Here is a 23,200-nt window from a genome sequence, read left to right on the forward strand (position 1 = left end):
CGAGGGTGCCGGTGATCGTGCCGGTGGCAGTGACGCCAACCGTGCCCGTGCCATTGTTGGTGGCCACGATGCCCGTCGTGCCGGAGACATTGTTCGCGCTCATGTCAACCGCGCCCGCGCCAGCTCCGGCGTGCCAGGCTACGATCGCCGTGTTGCCGGTGGCGGTGACATCGCGCGCTGCCACTATTACATGGCTGCCGACCGATGCGGCAAAGATGCCGTTGCCGGCGGTCGCGGCAATTGGACCCCCTGCGACCACCGTCGTCCTGCCCGTGCCGAGATTCTCGGCGTCGATGCCGAACCGGGCGTCAATCGACCCNTTGGTGGTCACCTCGATATTGCCGGTTGCCGCACCTGGAACGATCACCGCCACCAAACCGGCGTTACCCGCCTGAAGGTCTCCATTGGCGGTCACCGCGATGTTGCCGGTCAGCGACTGGCTCTGCGCATCGATCGCGTCCTTGCCAAACGCCAGCGCGCTGACATTGTTGGTCTTGACCGAAACGCCGGTGCTGGTCGCTACGTCGCGGACGGTGATGCCTTCGCCTGTTGCCGCAGAGACACTTGCGGCGATGTTGATGTCGACCGAACCGGCACCTCCCGTCTGCGCCGCATCGAAGGCATTGCCGGTGCCGTTGTTGATGATGCTCCCACCCGTGTAGGTGATCACGCCGCCGGCTGCCGAGAGCGAGAGCGCCGCGGTGCCGCCAGCTGTTGGCATGTTGCCGGCATCAATGCTGATCGTGCCATTGTTGGTGACGTTGAGACCACCGGCGCCAGTGTTGGAAACTGCGAGGCCATTGCCGCTTACCGTCGTTCCTGCATCGATGTTGAGGATGATCGGTGTTGCGATGGCACCAGAGTAAGCTCGGTCATTGGGCGGGTTATCAGGATACGTCGTGTCGATGGTGGTGGTATTGTCGCATTGGATCGTGGCGCCAACAACGAAGCAAGCCGACCAGGCCTGTCCCGGTGCCAGCAGGGTCGCGCCCGCAGCTGCGGCAACGCCAACAGCGGATCGCAGTGCAAGCCGGCTCACTTGAGAACGCAGCTTCCACCGCAAAGCCGAATTCGTGGAAGCCTTTCCCGGAATCGAAGGCGAAAGAACAGCCTGCCTGTGCCCGATCATTCTTGCCATCACGCTCAGTTCCCGTCGAATTCTCGAATGCGGCGGAGACTGCGGCCAAGGCCGTGGACCGAACAGTCGTCATATGACGACTGTTCGTCGGTTTGTGGGTAAGCAATAGATTGCTGGCCGGCTTGTTGCCGGCTGGCCACATATTCTGTTGTGCTAATTATCGACCAAGGTGAAAATAGTGGCAGGCAGAGCTGACGCCACCCGTCAGAGCTCTGTCCGCACAATGCCTACGCCCCTTTCAACAACGCCACGAGCCGGCTCTGCCGGCGGCTTCCGGTTTGGCGAATATTCGCTCCAGAGAGACCGGGTGATCTGCGCCTCGACTTCGCGTGCGGCTCCGGCTCGCTGCTGCTGAACGTGCGCAAGCGCATGGGGCCGCACGGCATCGGCAGAATCTACGGGCAGGAAAAGAACATCACCACCTACAACCTCGCGCGCATGAACATGCTGCTGCATGGCGTGAAGGACACTGAATTCGAGATCTACCACGGCGATACGCTTTCCAATGACTGGGACATCCTGCGCGAATTGAATCCTGCAAAGAAGCCTTCCTTCGATGCCATTTGTGGCCAACCCGCCCTTCAGTTTGCGCTGGGATCCGACTGAGGCGATGGGCGACGATGTGCGGTTCAAGAACTATGGGCTGGCGCCCAAGTCGGCCGCGGACTTTGCCTTCCTGTTGCACGGTTTCCACTACCTGAAGGATGAAGGCGTAATGGCCATCAACCTCCCCCACGGGGTGCTGTTCAGAGGTGAGGCGGAAGAGCGCATTCGAACCAAGCTGCTGAAGGACGGTCACATCGACGCCGTCATCGGACTGCCCGCCAACCTGTTCTATTCGACGGGTATCCCGGTCTGCATCCTTGTTCTGAAGAAGTGTAAGAAGCCCGACGATGTTCTCTTCATCAACGCAGCCGAGCACTTTTTGAAGGACAAGCGTCAGAACAAATTAGGGGATGGCAAGAACGGGACAACGGACCATATCGGCAAGATCATCGAAACCTACAAGTTCCGTAAGGAGGAGGACCTATTCCAAGCGCGTCAGCATCGATCGTATCGCCGACGAGGGTCACAACCTCAATATTTCCCGCTACATCAGAACGGCTGAGGATGAGCTCGAAATCGATCTAATAGCCGCCAATGAAGACTTGGTCAGAAGCAGTTTCGCGCAGCGACAGCGAAGCACAACACATTCTTGCGCGAGCTTGGGCTTCCAACCTTGCCGCTTTCAAAAGGATGACGCCGGGCTCGAATCGACCATCAAGCAGCGCGCCGGTGCGCCTTGAGAGCTGCTGATTTCCCACGTCCGCTTTCGGTCTATATCGATGTTGGCTTGTACGGCGGTAATGAGGCGCATTGCTGCCGCTAGCTCACAGCTAGCTATCATCCGCTACGAGGATGGGGAAGCACAAGCAGTGCGCTGGAAATGGCGTCGGGCTCTGTTCACTTGCTATGCCTAGGAATGTGCATATATTGTGCGTAAGAGAGAGGTCGGAGATTTGTCATGACCCACGCACAGCTCGCACAATCGAAAGTGGTCTCAGGTTTTGTCGACAGCCTGCAGGAGCCGCGCACGCCTTATATCTCGCCGAAGCGCCTGTCGCAGGCGCTGGGCGTGAAGGTGGCCAACTTGGCGCAGTTGACCGGCGTCCACCGCAACACGCTCCGTAACCCGTCGTCGGAGCGACTGCAGGGTCGGATGCGCGAGATGGTGAAGGTGATTTCGGCCGCAACGGAACTCACCGGCGACGTCGACAAGGCGATCTACTGGTATCGCAATGAGCCGATCGCCGACTATGGCCATCGCACGGCGGCCGAACTCGTCGCGGGCGGCCAGGTCGAAGCAGTGCTGGCCTTCATCCGGGATCTCGAGAACGGGGCGCGCGGGTGAAGGTCACCCGCGTCGGGCCGGACGAGATCTTCCATCGCTATCTGACACCCAAATGGGCCTTCCTGCCCACCAGTGGTGGGGGCGCGGCGATCGATGGCGGGCGCTTCAATCGGCCCGGCGTCGAAGCCGTTTACCTGTCCCGCGCGCCTCAGACAGCGTTGGAGGAATACAAGCAGGGTGCCAGCATCACCCCGCCCGCCACCCTTGCCGCCTACAAGATCACGCTTTCCGAGATCGCCGATCTTTCTCAGGGGTTCGACCCGAATGTTTGGGATAGTGCCTGGAAGGAATGGGATTGTGCCTGGCGCCAGATCGCTCGCATCGACAGCAAGATACCGTCATCCTGGAAGCTTGCGGACCTGGTCGTTACGACCGGGCTTCGCGGTATTCTGTTTCCGTCGCTGCGTCACGCCGGCGGCACCAATCTGGTGATCTTTCCGGCCAATCTTGTCGACGGTGATAAGGTCGCGGTTCACGATCCCGATCACCGGCTACCGACCGATCAGTCATCATGGCCCTGAGTTGCTAGCTGTCGTAAGCAACCCGATTTCCGATCAGTTCAGAGCGCCTCATCCTCAACGACGCCAGTCGTTGGGTCGCCCTCTTCGAAGTCGCCCTCCCCCCGGACAAGACCGGTCGGTATATCCCCGGCCAGCAGCTTCTCCTTCGACAGCAGCCCGGCGTCCTCGAGCGCCTCGAAATCCGGCAGCTGGCGCAGCGTGTCGAGCCCGAATTGCGACAGAAAATTTTTGGTCGTCACATAGGTATAGGGCGCGCCCGGCTGCGGACTGCGCGGCCCCGAGGCGATGAGATCCTGCCCCCGCAGCACACCGATCAGGTCGCGCGACACCTCCTTGCCGAAGAAGGAAGACAGCTCGCCACGCGTGATCGGCTGGAAATAGGCGATGCACATCAAAACCAGCGCCTCCGCCTGCGACAGTTCTTTTGCCCGCTCGCCCGCTGCCGTGCCGAATGCGGCGCGGATGGCGTCGCCAAAGATCTGTCTGGTCCGGTGCTGCCAGCCGCCGGCGACCGCGACCAGCTCGTAGGGGCGGCCGGCGAGCTCGGCGCGAATGTCGTCGATGATCAGCTCGAGATTGCAGTTTTTTCCCACCACCCGCGCGAGGACACCGCGTGTCACCGGTTCGCTGGCCGCAAAAATGACCGCTTCGACGCGGCCCATCCATTCGCGCCAGCGCAGCTCCGGCGGCAGGTGGGCGAGTTCGGTGTCGAGCAGCACAGGCTGTTCGTTCGGCTTGCGGCGGGCGGACGCTTCGCTCATCGCTACAGCCCAAACAGCCGAAAAGTAGTGCGGCCGGAAAGCTCGCGCACGGCATCGAGCTGTTGCAGCCGCTCGAACAGGCGTCGCGCCGCAAAGCGCGACAGGCTTTTGGTCGTCAGCGATCCGGAGACGGCGTCGTCGTCGAGCAGTCTTTGGATCACATCGCCCGCCCCCTTCGCCCTGAGCTTCGGTGCGACGGCGATGAGCCGCTCCGCGCGACGCGACAGCTCGGCCGCCAGCCGGCACGCGTCCGCCGCCGCGTGAACCAGCGCGACGCAGACCGCGCGCTCAAAATTCTTGTCCGCGGGTCGGATGCGCTTGCCGCCGGCCTCGCCGCGAAAAGTCGGCCCAAAGGCTTGCGCCATCAGCAGCGGCACCGGCCGCGGCCAGCGCAGGCCGTGCGCCAGCACCAGGTCGGCCAGCCACCAAGCCAAAAGCTCGCAGTCGGGGCGTACGGCGACGACGTGAGCGGCGATCGCCGCCGCGGCGAACGGCGCCGGCCGCTGCGCCCTCACCACTTGTTCGATCTCCGTGCCCAGGTCGGCAAGCGCGGCGCCTTCCCAATGGAGGCCGAGCTGGCCGACGATGTTTTCGAGTCGATCGGCGCTGGCACCGGGCGGCTGCCCGGCCAACTGCCGCCAGGCGCCAAGGATGGCGCCGGCGGGGCCGGGATCGGCGCCGGCCGGGCGCAGGTGCCAGGCGTCGCGCAGGGCGGCCTCGTCTTCGGCGCGCCCAGCCAACCGCATGCTGGCGGCGGCACAGCGAAGCGCCAGCCGCTGCCGCCAGGTCCCGGCCCAACTGGCTTGCGCGCGGGCAAGCGTGTCGAGGGCACCCAGGGCGGCGCCGGCCTGGAAGGCGGCGTCGATCTCGCTGGCGTCACGACCGGACGCGAGCGCCCAGGCCGGTACGGTCGGCGGCGCGGCGAGGCTGGCGGTCGCGGGATCGAGGCGAATCATGATTGGAGCGTAAAGCGCCCGTGCGCTTTGCGCCATCAATTTCGACCCAAAACGCACAGCCTGTCGTGCAGATATAATGAATGATAATGTTGCATTATCGTGCATTTTGGCGCCTAGTATGGAAATGGCCTCTCTCGTCGATCAGAACCCCGGAAAACGTGCTCGGCAAGGTCCCGCTCGACCACAGCAAACGGCGTCAGGTGTCGACCAAATCGCGCCGGTGGCCTCGGCCGGGCACGACACGCCGATCGCCGACGACCTGCCCGACATCGTCGACGTCGTCATGGAGATGGGTTGTATCCCGGAGGAACCGCCGGCCGAAGCCCCCTCCCCTGTTCCGGCCGTCGCCAATCCCCGCCTGCCGGCGCATCTCGACGCGCTGGCCGATCGCGCCCGCGACTATGTCGAGGCGGCGAGTTCAGCCAACACCCGTCGCGCCTACGCTTCGGACTGGAAGCAATTTGCGAGTTGGTGCCGTCGGCAGGGTTTTTCGACGCTGCCGCCCAATCCCCAAGTGGTCGGGCTCTACATTACCGCGCTGGCATCTGGCGGTGCGGCAGGCACGGCCGCGGGGGACAAAAAATCGGTGGCGACGATTGAGCGCCGCCTGTCCTCACTGACGTGGAACTATGCGCAGCGCGGCCAGCCGCTCGACAGGAAGGACCGCCATATCGCGACCGTCATGGCCGGCATTCGCAACAAGCACGCCTCCCCACCCCGGCAGAAGGAGGCGGTGTTGCCGGAAGATCTGATCGCCATGCTGGAGACGCTCGACCGCGGCACGCTACGCGGCCTGCGCGACCGCGCCATGCTGCTCTTGGGTTTCGCCGGCGGCCTGCGGCGCTCCGAGATCGTGGCTTTGGATGTCGGCCGCGACCAGACCGAGGACGGCCGCGGCTGGATAGAGATCCTCGACAAGGGCATGCTCGTTTCTCTTCGCGGCAAGACCGGCTGGCGGGAGGTCGAAGTCGGGCGCGGCTCGTCCGATGCCACCTGCCCGGTTGTCGCGGTGCAGACCTGGCTCAAGCTCGCCCGTATCGCGCACGGTCCCCTCTTCAGGCGCGTCACCGGCCAGGGCAAGGCGGTCGGCGCCGATCGGCTTCACGACCAGGAGGTCGCGCGCCTGGTCAAGCGCACTGCGCTGGCGGCCGGCGTGCGAGGCGATCTGTCGGAAGGCGAACGAGCAAAGCTCTTTGCCGGACATTCGCTACGCGCCGGCCTCGCCTCGTCGGCAGAGGTCGATGAGCGCTACGTGCAAAAGCACCTTGGTCACGCCTCTGCGGAAATGACTCGCCGCTATCAGCGCAGACGCGATCGCTTCCGTATCAATCTCACCAAGGCGAGCGGACTATAGGCCGGGCACGCCTCTCCCCTGCCCTTCGGATGCCGAGAAGTGCGTTATTGCCAGGATAGCTGATCCCTCGGCAGCCGACCACTGGGGTCGAATACGGCCACCTTGTGCGGGAGATCGGGGCCCCAGTTCCAAAGGACCAGATTGCGATCCTCCATCTCGGCCCCCGGCGCGAAGCTCGGAACCACGATGCCGGCAACATTTCGGGGTTGCAACCGCTCATAGATGGACCAGGACGCTGGACGTTCTCCGTTGCTGAGAGCCGTCGCCCAGGCACAGGCCATCTCTTCGAGCGTCACAGAAAACTCTCCTCTCCGCTCTTCCGTTGTCAGATCCGCGATGTCGTCACAATCGATCTCATAGGAGCAAAGCACGCAGGGATCGATCCGCTGTGCGAAGCCCTGGTTGGCTTCCTTGATCGCTGTCATGATGGTCAGCGCCAGATAGAGCGCCGGCACGCCTTTGGGATTGAATCGAGCCCCTCGGATCGCCGCTCCTTCGCCGGAAGTCGGCTTGAATGCCCAACGTGGATCATGTGCGCGGTAGCAGGTTCCGACGAACCTCACGCAAACCCGCCAACGGCCATGTGATCGAGATAATCACGGACCGCTGCTGCCTTGCCGTCCTTCACCAGCGCCTCAGCGGTGCGTCCCCCAAATGCCGGAAGCGGCTGAGCCCGATACCAGGCCATCGCCTGCTCCTTGCCACCCGCCCATTCCGTCACTCGGCTGATGATCTCGAGCATTTCTCGCAGACGCCCCTGGGTCTTTACCGTGGCGCTACGCTCTGACCGATAAAGCGTCTCGCGTGCAAGACCTGCAGTCTGGGCCAACTGGCCTTTGGACATGCCAAAACCGTCCGCGACCTGCCCAATCGCAATCTTCCCATTCCGGTCCATGTAGGACAAGATGAGAGGTCCATTCTGCTCGGCTATCTTGAGTGCCTGGCCCATGGTGTTCATCCTACCATATCGGGAGTCATATTTCGTGTGCAGAAGATATGGCACTTGTAGACTGTTTTCAAGAACGAACCCGTTCAGTGGCCGCGCCGCAAACCCCGCCGACAGGTGGGAATGTGCCAGGCCACCTCAACAGCACCGGTCACATCCTTACGCCGCTGCCCCGCGATATCTTGCCGCTCATCCGGTCATCCGTGCTGACGCGCCATTGGCTTTCAGCGCCGCCATGAGCATAGGTCCAACAGAAAACTCACCCGCTTTTGCCTTTTCGGTCAGCACGCGCAGATAACCGCCAGCCGAGTTGATATGCTGCGCTCTTTGCAGAATGCAGGCGATCACGATCGCGGCAACTTCCTGGCCCATCACATGGCAAGCCTCCTCATAGGCTGAAGGCGACACGCCAAGGTATCCTCGCACCTGGGCGGCGGTCATCATCAAGTCGCGCCAGCTTCCGATCCCGTTGACGGCATAGTCGGCAATATCGGGACAGGCCCGCAGCACCAGTCCAATCGGGTAGCCTTTCGGCTTCTCGGGGGGGTGGGATGTTGGCTCGGCCTCCGCCCTGCTTTTTTCGAAAGCCGGTTCAAATACAAAAGCGGAGTCTGTGTTTGAATCAGATTGCTGCCGCTCATTATGGGACTCATTGCCGCTAGGATTCTTGGCATTTGTGAAGCTTTCCAGCATCTTGTTGACCGCTTCGTGCAGCTCTACCAGCTCGGCGACGACCCCTTCCAGCTCCGACAGGCCTGCCCGGCGTGGAATTGCGTCCACAATGGCCCGGAACCGCTTCCACAGCGTTCCCCAGTCCCCGGGCACATCCTCCTCGACAGCGGCCTCGATCAGCTTATGGATGTCGCGGCGGTGCAGCGTGATGCGCTCCCGCATCAGTCTGAGCGCCCGACCGTCGGCTCGAACCTGGTCGGCCGCCTGCTGAAACTCCGCTGCCCTGGTGATCAACGGGGCCAGGGAGAAGCCGAAGGCCTCCACCACAGCCCCGCCCGGCCCTTTGCGGGCAAATCTTTTGCCGTTGGCGCTGTCCCTGCGGATGATGAGGCCGCAACTTACCAGTTCCGCCAGGTTCCTGCGCAGCGTGGAATCGGCCATGCCGTGCGCCCGCAGCGATAGCTGAGCGTTGGACGGAAAGACCATCAACCCGTTTTCCTCGCTGATCTGGTCGTCTGGATAAAACGTCAAAAGCCCGCTGAGCACCGCCAGGGCGCGATCGCCGACGCCGACAATCGACTTGCCCTCGCACAGCCACCGATAAACCTGCCATTTCTCGACGACAGACCCCTGAGGTATCTGCCTTGACGCCGTGTTGGCTTTCACCAACGCAAGCGTCATCGGCCGCCGCCCGAAGGGCGTCGTCGCAAACCCACTCTCCATTTGCCTCACCTTTCAATCAGGCAAAAGAAATCTGCTCGCCGAAATGGCGCCACGACTCTTGACAGTGATTCGGGGAAGTGCGATTCTCAGCTTGCTACAGACGAGAAGGGCTTCCGCGACGGCGACGTTCGGGGGCCTTTTTCTTTTGCGGTTTCAGTCTCCTGTTTTCTTGGCTGTTTCCGATTGCCGAAAAGCCTCGAAAAGCTCGTCCAGCCGATCGGTTATGAACGCTCCGAACGGCGAGGCTTCCTTGGCCTTCAGGGCAAGCGTAAACACTTTTCCTGTGTCGGTGATCTTGGCTCGCACGGATCTGTCGTGCGGTGCCCAAGCCTTTTCCTGTGTCTTCGATGCTGCTGGCGCGCGTTTTGCCGGCGCGCTCATGAAGTCGAACAGACGCGCAAATCGTGCGTCACTGCCTGACGTGGCGAACTCTGGACTTGCCACATAGTCGGCCGCCCTGCCCGCGCTATCCGGATGCTCCATGAGCTTGGCGAGCTGCCACCATCTGTCCCGACCAACAGTCTTGGCGGCGCCAATGGCCACAATGACTGGCTCTGGAATGTTGCTGGTAACAGAACGCATCTTCGAGAAGGTCGTGTCATCGAGCGCCAAAGCCGACTTCACCGTGTCGGGCGTGTGGCCGCGCTTGAGAATGCGATCGGCAAACAGGGTCCTTTCGATGAAGGACAAATTGGCCCTTGCGGCGTTCTCTTGGCCCTGGGCAATAACATGATCCTCATCGCCCATCTTCTTGACGACCGCGCGTACTGGCCGTCCCAGCTGGCGGGCAACCTTGACGCGCCGATGCCCGAAGACGGTCTGAAAGCGACCGGAGAGCTCAGGATGAGGCCTGACCAGGATCGGAGAATCTTGTCCTCTTTCCCGAATGGCCGCAAGCAACTCCTGATATGCCTCATCGTCTTCGTCCAGGCGATCCGAAACGAAGGAGGTATCCACAAATGCCGGATCGAGATCCACGACCGAGCTCTTGGAGAGCTCCTCGAAGGATTGCATGATGGAGCGCGACGCCCCGCGAACGGCATACCCGGATACGTCCTTCGCATCAGCCACTGCCGTCGCAGGGCCCAACACACTGCCGAAAATGTCCCTGCGTGCCATTTAACCGCCTCCAATCGCGGTTAGCGATTTGATTTCAAAGACAAAATTTCCAGTTTTTACTGCCGTAAACTTCGCCGTCATGACCGTCCCCACGCACGATGGATCAGCGTCGCGATTTCAGCATTGACCGCATCGAGGGATTCCAGTGCACGGTCGTAGGTGGAACGGGTAAAGGCCGACTTCTCCACCTCGTAGAGCGTCTGCTTGGTGAGACCCGCGTCCGAAATCGCCGTCGACTTCAACATCGGGTTCTCCAGGATCTGGCCGGCAAGCATGGACTGCATGAAGCCTACCATCTGCGCCTGCGGGATATCCGTCGGCTCGTAGCGTGTGATCAGATATCTAAACCAATCGAGCTCGATTGCCGCACCGGCGGCCTTGATGGTTTTCAATATGCCGCCGAGCATGAGCAGGAACTGGCTCATAGACATCAGGTCGAGCATCTGCGGATGAACTGTAATGAGAACCGACGTCGCCGCCGACATGGCCGTCAACGTCAGGTAGCCAAGCTGGGGCGGGCAATCAACCACGACAACGTCATAGCGATCGTCGACCTCCGTTAACGCCTTCGCCATGCGCGTGAAGAACTGGCGCCCGGCATTTGACGTCTTATCCTGCATGGCGAGGGGCGTGTCGTATTCGTATTCCTGCAATTCGAGATTGGCGGGGATGATATCGAGACCTGGAAAATTCGTCGGAAGGATTACGTCCGCAATCGAGCGGCGTTCGTCATCGTAACGAATCGCCTCATAGAGCGAGAGGTTGTTATCAAGTTCCGGCTGAAAGCCATGCAGGGCCGACAGTGAGGCTTGAGGATCGAGATCGATTGCAAGAACACGGTGGCCGGTCAAGGCCAGATGCTGGGCGAGGTGGGCGGCAGTCGTTGTCTTGCCACTGCCCCCCTTGAAGTTGACGACAGCAACGACCTGGAGCTTGTCGCCGGACTTGCGGTGCGGGACATACTTCTTGACTTCGGTCCTGCCATGCTGGTCCAGGAAATGGCGCAGCTCAAGCATCTGCTGGGCAGTGTAGGACCGGCGTCCCGATGGGATCTGCTCGGGCAGGGGGCCCTTGCCCTCCAGATGAAGGCGCTTCAGATTGTTCTGCGAGACACCAAGATAGTGAGCGACTTCTGCCATCGAAAACGAACGCAGCGTCTTCGCCGCATCGGGGGGAAATTTCTCCATCCGAAGCTGGTTAAGGCGCCGTGATATCTCAGCACCCTGCTCGAGGATTTTCTCATCGAACTCGAAGCTCGGTAGCCGCATGGCGATATTCATTCTCGTCGAAAACCTGAATTGGCGCTTTTTGCGATGAAATTATTCAACAAGCGCCATTAAGCTCCGATTCGGAAAGCCCGGCAAGAAGTTTTAGGTTAACAGAAGGTGAACAGCACTAGCGGGCTTCCTTGCGGCCGATTCCTGCTGTCGTCGGATAATGGCGGGTTGTCGTTCGACTGGAACTCTCCCGCTCATCTGGCTAAACGCCTGGTTTTTCTGACACAAAGAGCAGTCTTTACGGCAGTAAAAACCGCCCCATCAGCGGAGCGGCTTAGGGGAGGGGAGGGCGCTTCCACCCGCTCAAGGCGGTAGGCGGGCTCGCTTTGCCGGCTGAGGCTTGGTCGAAGGCATCAAAAGCAATGGCCGACCTCCTCCATCATGACGAGACGCAAACGTCCAAAGCTCGGACCGACCCCAATTCGTCTCTAGCGGCCTCAAACGATATTCGCTGACATAGGGTAGGTCAGCGTGCCTCCTGCAGGTGCGTTTGCATGCGGAGGTCAACCGTTACCCGACTGAAAGCCGATCGCTGGAGACCGCAGTTCGCGCACCATCGTTTTGAGCGGTGCGGGCGAGCGCCCGAAACTTCCTTTATCTGCTCGCCAAGGGAGCGTTCGCAACCGACGAGGGTGCCACCCGAGCGTTGATAGCAGACGCTTGGTGATGAAATCCGGCCTGAGGTAGAAACCGAATTTGTCGGCTCGGGAACAACGATGCCAAGACCATCATTCCCGGCTCTATGGTGTCACTCTTGGCCCTTGAGGTCGCTGTCGCCGTAGGCTGCCGCGGACACCGTTGAACAGCTGATCTCGGGAAGGGGAGGGGGGCCCATCTTCAAGCGGGGTCGGAGGCTTGCCAACGCGCTGTTGGGTGGATTTCATCTCCTGAACGAATTTCATGGAAATCAGCTCATCGACAAGATCCGAACTGGCCTGCTTCATTGCGATTGTAGATGGCATTCATCAGTGAGCCAATGATGACCCGGGCGAGGTCCGGATGGTTCTCGAGTGTGTTGAGTCGACGTTGATGAAGATGTCGATTTTGCCCGCTGCAACCTCGTCGGTCGCAAACTTCTGCCCGAGACGAGCGCGGCGTAGCTCTCGTAGGACAGCCAGTGCGTTTCCCTGGATGCGGCCCCATAGATGCCCGAGAATGTCTCCGGTGTCATGTTGATGAAGCGGGCGACGTTTTCGCGGACAAATGCGCTTTGCGACGAGTCGCAATCCTGCAATCGGGTCGCAGTTTTGGTTCCGGAACCCATTGCGTCACGCCGCGCAGCAGTGGTTCGACCACGTCGCATGGAGTGGGTGTCGGCTGAACATGACACCGAGCTATCCGCTTGGCCTTCGGCGAATCGAAGCAATTCAGCACGAGCCCAGAGTCGGTGACATCGCCATATCTGTCCGCCCCGGTCGCAGGCCTCTGACCTTGCGGTTGTGCGCGGCTATCTCCCGCGAGGTCTGTGCGCCCGCGGAACCGGTCCGCTTTGGGAATTCCGAACTTCGCACAATCTACGGAGGGTAGGATCATCACAGCCTTGTCGGCGGTGTGGTTCCTCCGGGCGATGGCTTCCTTCACTCCAGATTCCCAGGTTCATATGACTCACGCTGGACGGGTTCAGGTCGACGGCATTCTCGGCCTTGCTCACTTTCATGCCTGAAGCGCTGCATTCGCTTGGTTTCATCACCGGCGGTGTGGCCGCTGGCGCGATCGGCTGGAGCGGAAATCCGCTCGCCCTTTGGCAGCCCTGGCTTGCCTGGGTCGGGCAGCGCAGCGGGGCGAGGGCACATGTCTGTGCCACTCCTGTGGTCGAGGTCGAGGGCGTGAAGGTTGCGCCGCTGATCTGCTACGAGCAGCCCATCGTCGTCCTTGCCATCCAAGAGGCGGGCCGCGCGAGCCTGGGCATCTCTGTTCAGTCTCTATCCAGCCCAATTGATCGTTGACAGAGGCGCTCTGGGAGCCTAGCGTACCTGACTGGTATAACAGGTATGCCACATGATCGGCGTTCTGATCAAACCGCGGAAGCTTTCGGAGGAGGTTGCAGCGCACCTCGAGCGGATGATCCGCAAGGGAGAGCTGGCCGAAGCCGACCGGCTCCCATCCGAGCGGGAACTCATGCGGCAGTTCGGGGTCGGGCGCCCTTCAATCCGCGAGGCCCTGCTGCATCTGAGCAAGATGGGGCTTGTCGAGGTGAAATCCGGTGAGCGCGCCCGCGTCACTCGGCCAACCCCCCAATTCGTGATCGACGCCCTCTCGGGGCCGGCGCGCCACATGATTTCGGCTCCTGGCGGGGTTCATGACTTCCAGAGCGCGCGTTTGTTTTTCGAAGTCGGGCTTGCCCGCAACGCCGCCATCAATGCCACGTCAGAGGATATTGAGGGCCTCAAGGAGGCGCTCGAAATCAACCGGCAGTCGATCGGGGACCTGACGCGCTTCGAGCGCACCGATGTGGACTTCCACTACGTGCTGGCGGTGATCACCCGCAATCGTATCTTCACAGCCATTCACGCGGCGTTGGCCGAATGGCTGCTGGAACAGCGGCGCACAACTTTGGCCAAAGGTGAAGACCGAAAGGCCTACGAGGCTCATCGCGAAATCTTTGATGCCGTCGCCGCGCGCGATCCAGACGCCTCCGAAGCGGCTATGCGCAGGCATCTGGAATATGTCTCCAGACGCTATCTTGAAATTGCGGGTGGCAAGGGATGAGCGGCTTCGTAGTCTGGGTCGATTTCCGCCTCAAGCCGGGTGCCCGGGGCAGATTCCGAGAGCTCGTGGACGCCAACGCGACCGCGTCGGTTCGCAGCGAAGCCGGCTGCCGCCGCTTTGATGTGACGCAGGCGCGCGGCGAGCCCGACCGGGTCCTGCTCTACGAGATTTACGACAGCGAGGCGGCATTCATGCTCCACTGCCGGACAGCCCATTTCGAGGAATTCAATTCGCAGAGCGCGCCGCTCGTCGACACCAAGCTGGTGACGATCTGCGACCTTGTTGTCGAAGCTTCGTCTTGAAGAACGCGTAGGCGCAATGCGCCCCTTGTGGGCGAACGGGAGGGAAGTTCATGTCGGAGCCAAGTCTCAAGGCGCTAGCGTCTCACAGACGCGTCAAGCTCGGGACCCTTGTCGCCGAGTTCGCGACGCCGGGGATAGGCCACATCCTGAAGTCCGCTGGCTGTGACTTCGCCTTTTTCGATATGGAGCATTCGGGCTTCAGCCTGGAAACGGTCAAGAGCGCGATCCGCTATTTCGAGGCGGCCGACCTGCCGGTTATGGTGCGTGTGCCATCGCAGGACTACCATTTCCTCGCCCGCGCCATGGATATGGGGGCCGAAGGATTAATCGCGCCGATGGTGAGTACCGTCGAGCAGGCGCAGCACATCATCAATTCCATGAAATACCATCCGGCTGGCGCTCGCGGCGTGGCGCTGCAGATCGCGCATGACCGTTACCGTCCGGGCTCGGTTGCAGATAAGTTCGAGGCGGCCAACCAGCGCTCGGTGTTCATCTGCCTGATCGAGACCGCCGACGGCGTCAAGAACATCGACGGCATTGCGGGATTGGACGGCGTCGATTGTCTGTGGGTCGGTCACTTTGATCTGTCGGTCTCGCTCGGCATTCCCGGCGACTTCGCGCACCCGACCTTCATCGCCGCGATGGCCAAAATCGTTTCCGCCGCCAAAAGGCACAACAAGTCGCTCGGGCGCCTGGTGCCCAACGTCCAGCAGGGCCACGAGTTCTACGCACAAGGCTTCGACTTCATTTGTTATTCGGGCGACGTCTGGATACTGCACGACGCGATCGCCGACGCGGTCTCCAAAATCCGGGCCGGGTGCCAGTAAGAACGGAGGAGAGAATGGGCGACCTAAAGTTCAAGGTGGCGCTTTCCGGTGATTTCCGCATGCCGGACGGCTCGCTGACCTATCCCGACTTTGACCTGGAGCCTCTGCGCAAGGCGCCAGGCCTCGAGATGACATTCCTGGAATCGAATAACCCGCTTCGCGCCGACCAGCTTGAGGACTTCGATGCGCTGATCCTTCTCACTCATCGCTTCGTTTCCACGAGTGTCCCCAAGAGCGGTCGGCTGGCCGTCGTTGCCCGCTTCGGCGTCGGCTACGATACTGTCGACGTCGAGGCCTGCACTGCCGCCGGCATCGCTCTGGTCATCACGCCCGATGGGGTAAGACGGCCGGTCGCCGTATCCGTCATCACCTTTATGTTGGCACTCACCGGCAAGCTGTTCACGAAGGACGCCCTCACCCGTAAGGGACCTCATGGCTTCCAGGAGCGCTCCCAACATATGGGTGTCGGGCTCGTGGGGCGTACGCTGGGGTCGCTCGGCATCGGCAACATAGGCGCCGAAGTTTTTCGCCTGGCAAAGCCCTTCGATATGAGGTTCATCGCCCATGACCCATTTGCAGACAAGAAGGTCGCTGCCGAACTAGGCGTGGAGCTGGTCGGACTGGAAGATCTGTTTCGTCGCGCCGACGTGCTGTCGGTAAGTTGCCCGCTGACGCCTGACACGCGCCATCTCGTCAATGCCGAGCGGCTCGCCCTGATGAAGCCTACTGCATACCTGATCAATACAGCGCGCGGCCCGATCGTCGACCAGAAGGCATTGGCACAAGCCCTGCGGGAGCGTCGTATCGCCGGCGCCGGTCTCGACGTGCTGGAGCAGGAGCCGCCGGATGCTGACGATGCAATCCTCAAACTCGACAACGTCATCCTTGCGCCGCACGCATTGTGCTGGACCGACCAGTGCTTTGCCGGCAACGGCGCTGCAGACGTCAAAGCGGTAATCGAGGTTCAACATGGTCGCGAGCCGCGCGGTGTGGTCAATCGCGAGGTGCTTTCGAGCGAGCGGTGGAAGGATAGGCTGGCCGTTTTCGCGGGCCGCTTCGGAAGCTAGGAGTGCGAGAATTTGGCGCGCCGCCGCGGCCATTGCGGGGGCCTTACGGGAGGAATGCTCGACCGCCGCGCCTGCGGACGAGTGAGCAAATGAGAAACGGGAGGACCAAGCACTATGAACGATCGTGAAAAACGTGACTTTCAGGCCGGTCTCGAAGCAGAGGTCGACGCCTTCATGCGTGGCGAAACGACCCGCCGGAATTTCATAACCCGCTTCGGCCAGATGACCGGTATGTTGGCAGCGTCTGCACCCATTTTGGGTATGATGACCGATTGGGCGCTGGCGCAGCAGAAGCTCGAACTGGCCGACGCCACGTCGCCGCTGGGACAGGCGCAGGCCGCTGCGCTGAAAGCATCTAAGGAAGGACCGGCGGAGGGCTCCGCCTTCCGCGCGGTCGAGGCGGCCAAGGCGCATGCGGGCGTCACGATCAACATGACCTACGAGGCAGGCCTGCAGGCGCTCGATCCACGCAATTTCAGTGGGCCGATGTGGGAGCAGCTTACGGGCATGAAGTCGAATGTGGTCGAACTGTCGAATCCCGATCAATACTCCAAGGCGGTCGCCGAGCACATTGCCGGCTCAGGCGCCTATGACGTGCTCGACATCTCGCCAGCCTGGACACCGTCGCTCGCCGATGGCGGCGTCATCGCACCTCTCGACGACTATATCGCCAAATATATGAACCCTGCAGACCTCGAGGACTATCATCCTCTCTACAAGGCGCTGCCGACCTACAAGGGAAAGATCTGGGGCTTCTTCGACGACGGCGACATGTTCGCTCTCTACTACCGCAAGGACATCTTCGAGGATCCGAAGATGATGGAGGCCTACCAGACCAAGTTCAACGCGAAGCTCGGACCACCGAAGACCTGGGAGGAATATGCTCAGATCGCCCAATTCATCACCGACCAGATGGCACCGAAGGTTTATGGTGCAGGCCACTTCCGCAAGGCGGGCAGCCCGGGCAATCAGTTCGACTTTCTGCAGCAGTACCGTGCCAACGGCGGGAAACTGTTCGGCGACGACATGAAGGCCGGCTTGGTGTCGGATGCGGGCGTCAAGACGCTGACGAACATGCTCGCGGCCAACAAGGCCTCGATCCCCGGTAACAACGAGCTCGACGCCGTCTCCCTTTGGGCGGCATTCCTGACGGGGAAGGTTGCGATGATCTATTCCTGGCCTCCAAGCGGCCGGATGGCGGCGAACTATTCGCAATCCGCCACGGCGATCAACTTCATTCCCCAGTCGCAGATCGCTGGCAAGGTTGGCTATGCCGTCGTGCCGGGCAATCCGGAACATGCCACCGGCTACAACAAGGCGCTGTCGGCGGATTCGCCCAATCCGGAGGCGGCGTATCTGTTCATGCAGTGGGCCTGCTCGCCTCCCGTCTCACTGGCGCGCTGCATGTTGCCCTATGCGCTGCGCGACCCATACCGCATTTCGCATTTCAAGTCGGAGCTCTATGGAGCACTGTTCCCGAGCGCCAAGGAGTACCTGGCCAACCTCAACAACTCGGCGAATGTCGGCCTGCTCGACCCGATCATGCCAGGTGCGCAGGACTATTTCTTGAGCATCGACCGCATGTGCACCGCAGTGTGGGCTGGTGCGGATCCGAAAGCATCGCTGGAAACGGCGGCCGCCGAGTGGAACGAGACGACCGATCGGCTCGGGATGGAGTCGCAAAAGGCATTCTACACCGAGTTCCTGAAACTGCCCGGCGCCACCGCTGACAACACAGTGGAGAAGCTTGGCATGGCAGTCACCCTCTGAGACTCGCCTGGAGGGGAGCCGGGTTTCTAGCACCAGACCGGTGTTGCGGGCGCTTTGCTCGCAACACCCTGGCTCAACCGCGTGGCGATCTTTGGAATAAATCGATGCCGCACACCACCACGATCAGTCGCATGACGACCACCGGCGCCCCGCCTCGGCTTTCGACCCTCGCACAGTGGGCGGACCGCCACTTCAAATGGCTTCTGGTCGCGCCCGCGGTGCTGTTGATACTGGCGCTGTCGATCTATCCGCTGCTGTTCTCACTGGTCGTGTCCTTCATCAACTACGACTTCCAGGTGCCGGGCCACGCCTTTGTCGGCTTGAAAAACTTCGAGCGGGTGGTGTTCGATCCCGTGGCACGGTGGTCGCTCTTGCTGACGGCCTGCCTGTCGAGCATCAGCGTCGCCATCGAATTCGTGCTGGGCCTTCTGGTGGCGCTCACCATGGTGCGCAGCTTTCCGGGGCGCGGTGTCGTCATGTCGATCCTGATCGTGCCGCTTTTCATCAGCCCGGTGATAGTCGGCCAAGCGTGGACGCTGCTGCTTCAGCGGCCTTTCGGGCCAACCAACTACATCCTGACGCAACTGTTGGGGCAGGAGGTGACGATCGGCTGGATGACCGAGCGCCCATGGCTTTATGTCTCGCTGATCATCGCTGATGTCTGGCAGTGGACTCCGTTCATGTTTGTCGTCCTGCTCGCCGGGCTTACCGCAATCCCTCCGAACCTCTACGAGGCGGCGGAACTCGACGGCGTCAATGCCTGGCAGGCCTTCTGGGCGATCACGCTGCCGCATCTCGGGTCTATGATGCTGCTGGCGTTGACCTTCCGCCTGCTTGACGCCATCCGAATGTTCGATACCATTTTTATCATGACCGGCGGCGGCCCGGGTACGCAAACCTACACGGCTTCCTACTATCTCTACACGGTCGGCTTCACCCAGTTTCATCTGTCGCAGGCGACGGCCGGAAGCTGGCTATTCCTGATTTTCACCGCGCTGGTAGTGACGCTGCTGGTGCGGCGGCTCTTGAAGGTGGAGCCGGTCTGATGGCCGCCGTCGCGCCCGCCCGCCGCAGGAAACGCCGGTCGGTGCCGATCGGTCGCATGCTGCTGCTCGGCTTCTTCCTCGTGTTCGTGCTGTGGCCCCTCTACTGGATGTTCAACACCTCGATCAAGCCGAGCGACGACTACCTCACCGTGCCGCCCGTCTGGTTCCCTGCCGAGCCGACCCTTGTACACTACAAAGCTGCGCTGTTCGCTTATCGCGGCCTCGACGGGCTCATCAACAGTCTGATCATTTCGCTGTCGGCCACCGTGCTTTCAGCGTTGTTGGGCACGCTGATGGCTTATAGTCTGGCGCGCTACAACACGGGCGGCCAGCACCTGTCTTTCTGGGTGCTGTCACAGCGCTTCCTGCCACCGATCGGCATCGTCCTGCCGGTATTCCTTATCTATCGTGGCGTCGGGCTGTACGACACCCATATTGGTCTGATCATCGCCTATACGGTCTTCACGCTGCCGGTGTCGGTGTGGATGATGTTCGCGTATTTCCGCGGCATGCCGAAGTCGATGGAGGAGGCGGCCCTGGTCGATGGCTGCACGCGTTGGGAGGCGTTCTGGCGTGTTGCCGTGCCGCTTGCCGCCCCGGGCATCGTCGCGGCGGCCGTCTTCGCTTTCATCGCTTGCTGGACGGAGTTCTTCTTCGCGCTCATTTTGACCAGTCGAACTGCGTTCACGCTGCCAACCGTATTCCGCTCCTTCATCGGCTTCCAGGGCGCGCAATATGGTGAAGCGGCGGCCCTGGCCATTGTTTCCCTCGTGCCATCCATCGCTCTGGGAGTCCTTGCTCAACGACATCTCGTGCGCGGGCTGACGCTCGGCGCCGTTCGCGGATAGAAAGAGGCAGGCATGGCTGAAGTCAGGATCACCGGCTTGCACAAGCGCTACGGCGCCTTCCATGCGGTGCGCGGCATTGACCTCCACATTCGCGACGGTGAGTTCACCGTTCTGGTCGGCCCCTCCGGATGCGGCAAGAGTACCCTTTTGAGGACGATTGCAGGACTGGAGGAGAGTTCGCAAGGCACGATCGAGATTGGCGGCGAGGTGGTCAATGACTTGCGGCCGCGCGATCGTGACGTGGCGATGGTGTTTCAAGACTATGCGCTCTATCCACATATGAGCGTGGCGAAGAACATCGGCTTCGGTCTCAAGGCGCGCAAGATGCCGAAGCCCGAGGTAGAGGCGCGCGTTGCCGAGGCAGCGCGTATGCTCGGCATCATCCCCTTGCTCGGGCGATTTCCACGCCAGTTATCCGGTGGGCAGCGTCAGCGCGTCGCCATCGGCCGCGCCATAGTCCGCAACCCCCGCATCTTTCTGTTCGACGAGCCGCTGTCCAATCTGGATGCCCAGCTTCGCGACGAAATGCGCGGCGAGATCAAGCGCCTTCACCAGGACATCGCCACGACGATGATCTACGTCACCCATGACCAGATCGAGGCGATGACACTGGCTGACCGCATCGTGCTGATGCGCGACGGGTTGATCGAGCAGCAGGGCGCGCCACTCGAACTGTTCGAGCGCCCCGCCTCGATCTTCGTCGCGGGCTTTCTCGGTTCCCCACGCATGAGCTTCCTGCCGGGCACGCTGGCTTTGGACGGGAGCGCCGCCGCCATCCGGCTGGCCGATGGTCTGCTGCCGATCGCCCCCGGGCGGACTCTAAATGGCGCTATAGATGGGCAGTCGGTGCTGCTCGGGCTGCGCCCGGAACATCTGACACGCGCACACGCTGCTACCCCCGAGCCGGGCACGCTGCGCTATGATGCAACCATCGACCTGCTGCAGCCGACTGGCTCGCGCAGCTATGCGACCTTCCGCCTTGCCGGCGCGCCAGTGGTGGCGGAGCTTCAGGCGCACGACGTCAGCCGTCCCGGCGAGAGACTGCCGATCGACATCAACATGAACCGGGCGTCGATTTTTGACGCTGCGACGGAGCAAGCAATTTGACCTTGGCAGCATCTCGAGCCATCCGCTTGTGTGGAACCGAACAGGTCGAGCCACCCTTGCGCACACTTCGCGCGGGACCGTTGTCGGTCGACTTCGACAATGGGGCGTTACGCTACATCCGCCTTGACGGAATTGAGATTCTGCGCGGAATCTCGTTCCTTGTGCGGGACGAAAATTGGGGAACCGCTACAGCCGTTCTCGATGATCTCCACATCGATGAAAGGCTGGATGTGTTCAGCGTCGCATACCGTGCAACATGTTCCGCAACATCCGGTCGCCTGGTTTATCAGGTACGGATCTCGGGCAGTAGTGATGGTGCGCTGGCTTTTGCGGCCGAGGCAGAGCCCGAGACTGACCTTTTGACGAATCGGACCGGCTTCATCGTCCTTCATCCGATCGAAGCCTTGGCGGGCAAGCCGGTAAAGGTGCTGCATGAGGATGGTCATGATGAGCTATCGCTCTTTCCGGACCACATCGACCCTAAATGTCCGTTCACCGATATCCGGGCGTTGTCGCATGAGATCGCGCCTGGGATCTGGGCCACATGCACCATGGACGGTGATGCCTTCGAGATGGAGGATCAACGCAATTGGTCTGACGCTTCCTATAAAACCTATGTCCGCCCTCTGCGTCGCCCGTGGCCTTACCGACTGCCCAAGGGCCAGAAATTCACCCAGGTCGTCCGGCTACACGTGTCAGGAACGCTTCGTGCCGGGGCGTCTGAAAACCGCAATCCACTCATCGACCTGACGATCGGCAGACCCGTCGGCCAAGTGCCTCGCGTTGGCGTCGGCGTCGCTGGCGACGAGGCAAGGCACGCGCTTGAATCCCCCGAGCTTCTACGACGAATGGCTCCGCAGTGGATGGTCTGCCAAGTCGATCTCCGATTCGGACACGGCCATGATGAACTCGAAAGCTACGCCGCGCTTGCACGGCTGACCGGCGCAGGCGTGGTCCTCGAGATCATCACCAAGGGCACGCTCGACCCATTCGGCGAATTGGCGCCCGTCGCTGATGCGGTCCATACAATCGGCCTCAAACTGGAAGCTGTCTCCGTCTTTCCGGCGCAGGACATGAAATCCGTTCAGCCGGGAGCACCGCGGCCGGTCATGCCCAGCTTCCACGAATGCTACTCCGCCGCTCGCCGGGCTTTCCCGGGGATCGGGCTGGGCGGAGGCATGGCCGCTTACTTCACCGAACTCAATCGCAAGCGTCCGCCAGCCGAAGCGCTCGACTACGTGACCTTCACCACCTGTCCAAGCGTGCACGCGGCGGATGATATTTCGGTGATGGAAACGCTTCAGGCTATCCCTCATCAGATACGCTCGGCACATGCTTTCACGGGCGACCGCGTGCCGCTGCGCATCGGTCCCAGTCAGCTCGGCTGCCGCGAGAACCCCTACGGAAAGGGCACCGCGCCGAACAAAGCGAACGCCCGCATATGTCTGAGCCGCATCGATCCGCGGCAGCGCGGGCTGTTCAATGCGGCATGGACGCTCGGCTATTTCGCGGCCTGCGCTCGCGGAGGGGTCGAGGCCGTCGCGGTAGGGGACTTCACCGGCCCCTTTGGCCATATCCACAGGAAGGCTGATTTCGTCCAGCCATGGTATGACCAGCAGGACGGCCGAACGGTCTATCCCGCTTTCCATGTCATGGCGGGTCTCTCAAGGCTCGGCGGAGCCACCCTGCTGTCCGTAGGAACTTCCGGCGCTGACGCCATTGCGACGATCGCAGCTGAAAAAGATTGGCGCGTGACACTGTGGGTCGCCAACCTCACCTCCAAGGCGCAATCTGTGAAACTTCCGGATGCGCCGAGCAGTGCCCGTATAGCTCTTCTTGGCGCCGAGCAGTTCGAACGGGCGGCAACCGATCCCAACTTCATGGAAAGTACCGCAAGACCGCTGGATGACCAATTCATCTCGCTTGACGCTTACGCCGTCGCGCGAGTTGATCTCGACCTACCATTTTCGACCTAGAGCCCGATGTGCGCTGAGGTTGAGAGTTGAGCCCAACGTCATGCGCAGCCGCATCAATCGCTCTGGCCCGAAGCGGGTGACACAGATCGTCAGGCGTCACTGGCCAGGGGAGTGTCGACGCACCTTGTCCCAGGCCGCCAAGATTCGCTGCTTGCATCCGCGTGCGGCATCGTCGACCGTCGGGAATCAC

The 23,200-nt window shown here is 61.5% G+C and carries 23 protein-coding genes and 1 pseudogene; 15 read left to right on the plus strand and 9 right to left on the minus strand.

What is annotated here, in order from left to right:
* Window positions 1–1,039 (minus strand): annotated as a pseudogene (locus M729_RS1000000139360) (autotransporter outer membrane beta-barrel domain-containing protein); the annotation flags it as partial.
* Between the two features lie 456 nt (window positions 1,040–1,495).
* Here M729_RS1000000139360 and M729_RS1000000139745 point away from each other — a divergent pair.
* The 4 genes from M729_RS1000000139745 to M729_RS0124585 all read left to right on the plus strand — a co-directional run bounded on the left by M729_RS1000000139745 (window position 1,496) and on the right by M729_RS0124585 (window position 3,550).
* The gene (locus M729_RS1000000139745) at window positions 1,496–1,744 is read left to right on the plus strand and encodes an N-6 DNA methylase (RefSeq protein WP_198032133.1); all 249 of its coding nucleotides are present in this window, start codon (window positions 1,496–1,498) and stop codon (window positions 1,742–1,744) included.
* 4 nt (window positions 1,745–1,748) lie between these two features.
* The gene (locus M729_RS1000000138945; protein WP_027163174.1) at window positions 1,749–2,246 is read left to right on the plus strand and encodes an N-6 DNA methylase; all 498 of its coding nucleotides are present in this window, start codon (window positions 1,749–1,751) and stop codon (window positions 2,244–2,246) included.
* Window positions 2,247–2,642: 396 nt separating this feature from the next.
* Entirely contained in the window at window positions 2,643–3,029 is a 387-nt protein-coding gene (locus tag M729_RS0124580; RefSeq protein ID WP_013525337.1) for a hypothetical protein, read from the plus strand.
* Window positions 3,026–3,550, plus strand: coding sequence for an RES domain-containing protein (locus M729_RS0124585; RefSeq protein ID WP_027163175.1), 525 nt, complete (start codon window positions 3,026–3,028; stop codon window positions 3,548–3,550). Before M729_RS0124580 ends, M729_RS0124585 begins: the two co-directional genes overlap by 4 nt.
* A gap of 38 nt (window positions 3,551–3,588) precedes the next feature.
* Here M729_RS0124585 and M729_RS0124590 read toward each other — a convergent pair whose 3' ends face one another.
* On the minus strand, window positions 3,589–4,311 hold the full coding sequence (locus tag M729_RS0124590) for an SMC-Scp complex subunit ScpB (protein WP_013525335.1): 723 nt from the start codon (window positions 4,309–4,311) through the stop codon (window positions 3,589–3,591).
* 2 nt (window positions 4,312–4,313) lie between these two features.
* Window positions 4,314–5,267 carry a DUF1403 family protein gene (locus M729_RS0124595; RefSeq protein WP_027163176.1) on the minus strand — a complete coding sequence of 318 codons (954 nt, stop codon included), beginning with the start codon at window positions 5,265–5,267 and terminating at the stop codon, window positions 4,314–4,316.
* A 124-nt stretch (window positions 5,268–5,391) separates the two neighbouring features.
* Between M729_RS0124595 and M729_RS0124600 the strand changes: the two genes are divergently transcribed.
* Complete coding sequence (locus M729_RS0124600; protein WP_027163177.1) at window positions 5,392–6,621, plus strand: site-specific integrase; 1,230 nt, start codon at window positions 5,392–5,394, stop codon at window positions 6,619–6,621.
* Between the two features lie 44 nt (window positions 6,622–6,665).
* Here the strand turns inward: M729_RS0124600 and M729_RS0124605 are convergent, their stop codons facing one another.
* The 6 genes from M729_RS0124605 to M729_RS1000000137620 all read right to left on the minus strand — a co-directional run bounded on the left by M729_RS0124605 (window position 6,666) and on the right by M729_RS1000000137620 (window position 12,661).
* Window positions 6,666–7,184 (minus strand): RES family NAD+ phosphorylase, encoded by a 519-nt coding sequence (locus M729_RS0124605; RefSeq protein WP_027163178.1) that lies wholly within the window; start codon window positions 7,182–7,184, stop codon window positions 6,666–6,668.
* Window positions 7,181–7,570, minus strand: coding sequence for an MbcA/ParS/Xre antitoxin family protein (locus M729_RS0124610; RefSeq protein ID WP_013525331.1), 390 nt, complete (start codon window positions 7,568–7,570; stop codon window positions 7,181–7,183). Before M729_RS0124610 ends, M729_RS0124605 begins: the two co-directional genes overlap by 4 nt.
* A gap of 186 nt (window positions 7,571–7,756) precedes the next feature.
* Window positions 7,757–8,962: a plasmid replication protein RepC gene (gene repC, locus M729_RS0124615; RefSeq protein ID WP_013525330.1), complete on the minus strand. Its 1,206-nt coding sequence runs from the start codon at window positions 8,960–8,962 to the stop codon at window positions 7,757–7,759.
* Window positions 8,963–9,115: 153 nt separating this feature from the next.
* Window positions 9,116–10,081 (minus strand): plasmid partitioning protein RepB, encoded by a 966-nt coding sequence (gene repB / locus M729_RS0124620; RefSeq protein WP_013525329.1) that lies wholly within the window; start codon window positions 10,079–10,081, stop codon window positions 9,116–9,118.
* A gap of 77 nt (window positions 10,082–10,158) precedes the next feature.
* Entirely contained in the window at window positions 10,159–11,361 is a 1,203-nt protein-coding gene (gene repA, locus M729_RS0124625) for a plasmid partitioning protein RepA (protein WP_013525328.1), read from the minus strand.
* A 937-nt stretch (window positions 11,362–12,298) separates the two neighbouring features.
* Window positions 12,299–12,661 carry a type IV secretory system conjugative DNA transfer family protein gene (locus M729_RS1000000137620; protein WP_346016459.1) on the minus strand — a complete coding sequence of 121 codons (363 nt, stop codon included), beginning with the start codon at window positions 12,659–12,661 and terminating at the stop codon, window positions 12,299–12,301.
* A 352-nt stretch (window positions 12,662–13,013) separates the two neighbouring features.
* Here M729_RS1000000137620 and M729_RS0124630 point away from each other — a divergent pair, with 352 nt between their 5' ends.
* The 10 genes from M729_RS0124630 (at window position 13,014) to M729_RS01000000135720 (ending at window position 23,010) form a co-directional block, all read left to right on the plus strand.
* Complete coding sequence (locus M729_RS0124630) at window positions 13,014–13,304, plus strand: hypothetical protein (protein ID WP_027163179.1); 291 nt, start codon at window positions 13,014–13,016, stop codon at window positions 13,302–13,304.
* 52 nt (window positions 13,305–13,356) lie between these two features.
* On the plus strand, window positions 13,357–14,067 hold the full coding sequence (nanR, locus tag M729_RS0124635; RefSeq protein ID WP_027163180.1) for a transcriptional regulator NanR: 711 nt from the start codon (window positions 13,357–13,359) through the stop codon (window positions 14,065–14,067).
* Window positions 14,064–14,369, plus strand: coding sequence for a putative quinol monooxygenase (locus M729_RS01000000135710; protein WP_050596334.1), 306 nt, complete (start codon window positions 14,064–14,066; stop codon window positions 14,367–14,369). The genes nanR and M729_RS01000000135710 overlap by 4 nt, the downstream gene beginning before the upstream one ends.
* A gap of 50 nt (window positions 14,370–14,419) precedes the next feature.
* Window positions 14,420–15,196, plus strand: coding sequence for an aldolase/citrate lyase family protein (locus tag M729_RS01000000135715; RefSeq protein WP_050596335.1), 777 nt, complete (start codon window positions 14,420–14,422; stop codon window positions 15,194–15,196).
* A 35-nt stretch (window positions 15,197–15,231) separates the two neighbouring features.
* Complete coding sequence (locus tag M729_RS0124650; RefSeq protein WP_245267626.1) at window positions 15,232–16,263, plus strand: NAD(P)-dependent oxidoreductase; 1,032 nt, start codon at window positions 15,232–15,234, stop codon at window positions 16,261–16,263.
* 114 nt (window positions 16,264–16,377) lie between these two features.
* The gene (locus M729_RS0124655) at window positions 16,378–18,033 is read left to right on the plus strand and encodes an extracellular solute-binding protein (protein ID WP_024504468.1); all 1,656 of its coding nucleotides are present in this window, start codon (window positions 16,378–16,380) and stop codon (window positions 18,031–18,033) included.
* Between the two features lie 104 nt (window positions 18,034–18,137).
* Window positions 18,138–19,079 (plus strand): sugar ABC transporter permease, encoded by a 942-nt coding sequence (locus tag M729_RS0124660; protein WP_013525322.1) that lies wholly within the window; start codon window positions 18,138–18,140, stop codon window positions 19,077–19,079.
* A complete protein-coding gene (locus tag M729_RS0124665; RefSeq protein ID WP_013525321.1) occupies window positions 19,079–19,927 on the plus strand; it encodes a carbohydrate ABC transporter permease in 849 nt (282 codons plus the stop codon). Before M729_RS0124660 ends, M729_RS0124665 begins: the two co-directional genes overlap by 1 nt.
* A gap of 12 nt (window positions 19,928–19,939) precedes the next feature.
* Window positions 19,940–21,034, plus strand: coding sequence for a sn-glycerol-3-phosphate ABC transporter ATP-binding protein UgpC (gene ugpC, locus M729_RS0124670; RefSeq protein WP_013525320.1), 1,095 nt, complete (start codon window positions 19,940–19,942; stop codon window positions 21,032–21,034).
* A 56-nt stretch (window positions 21,035–21,090) separates the two neighbouring features.
* Complete coding sequence (locus M729_RS01000000135720; RefSeq protein ID WP_245267627.1) at window positions 21,091–23,010, plus strand: hypothetical protein; 1,920 nt, start codon at window positions 21,091–21,093, stop codon at window positions 23,008–23,010.
* Window positions 23,011–23,200: the final 190 nt, after the last annotated feature.

The organism is Mesorhizobium sp. WSM1293, assembly GCF_000513875.1.
Lineage (GTDB): Bacteria > Pseudomonadota > Alphaproteobacteria > Rhizobiales > Rhizobiaceae > Mesorhizobium > Mesorhizobium ciceri.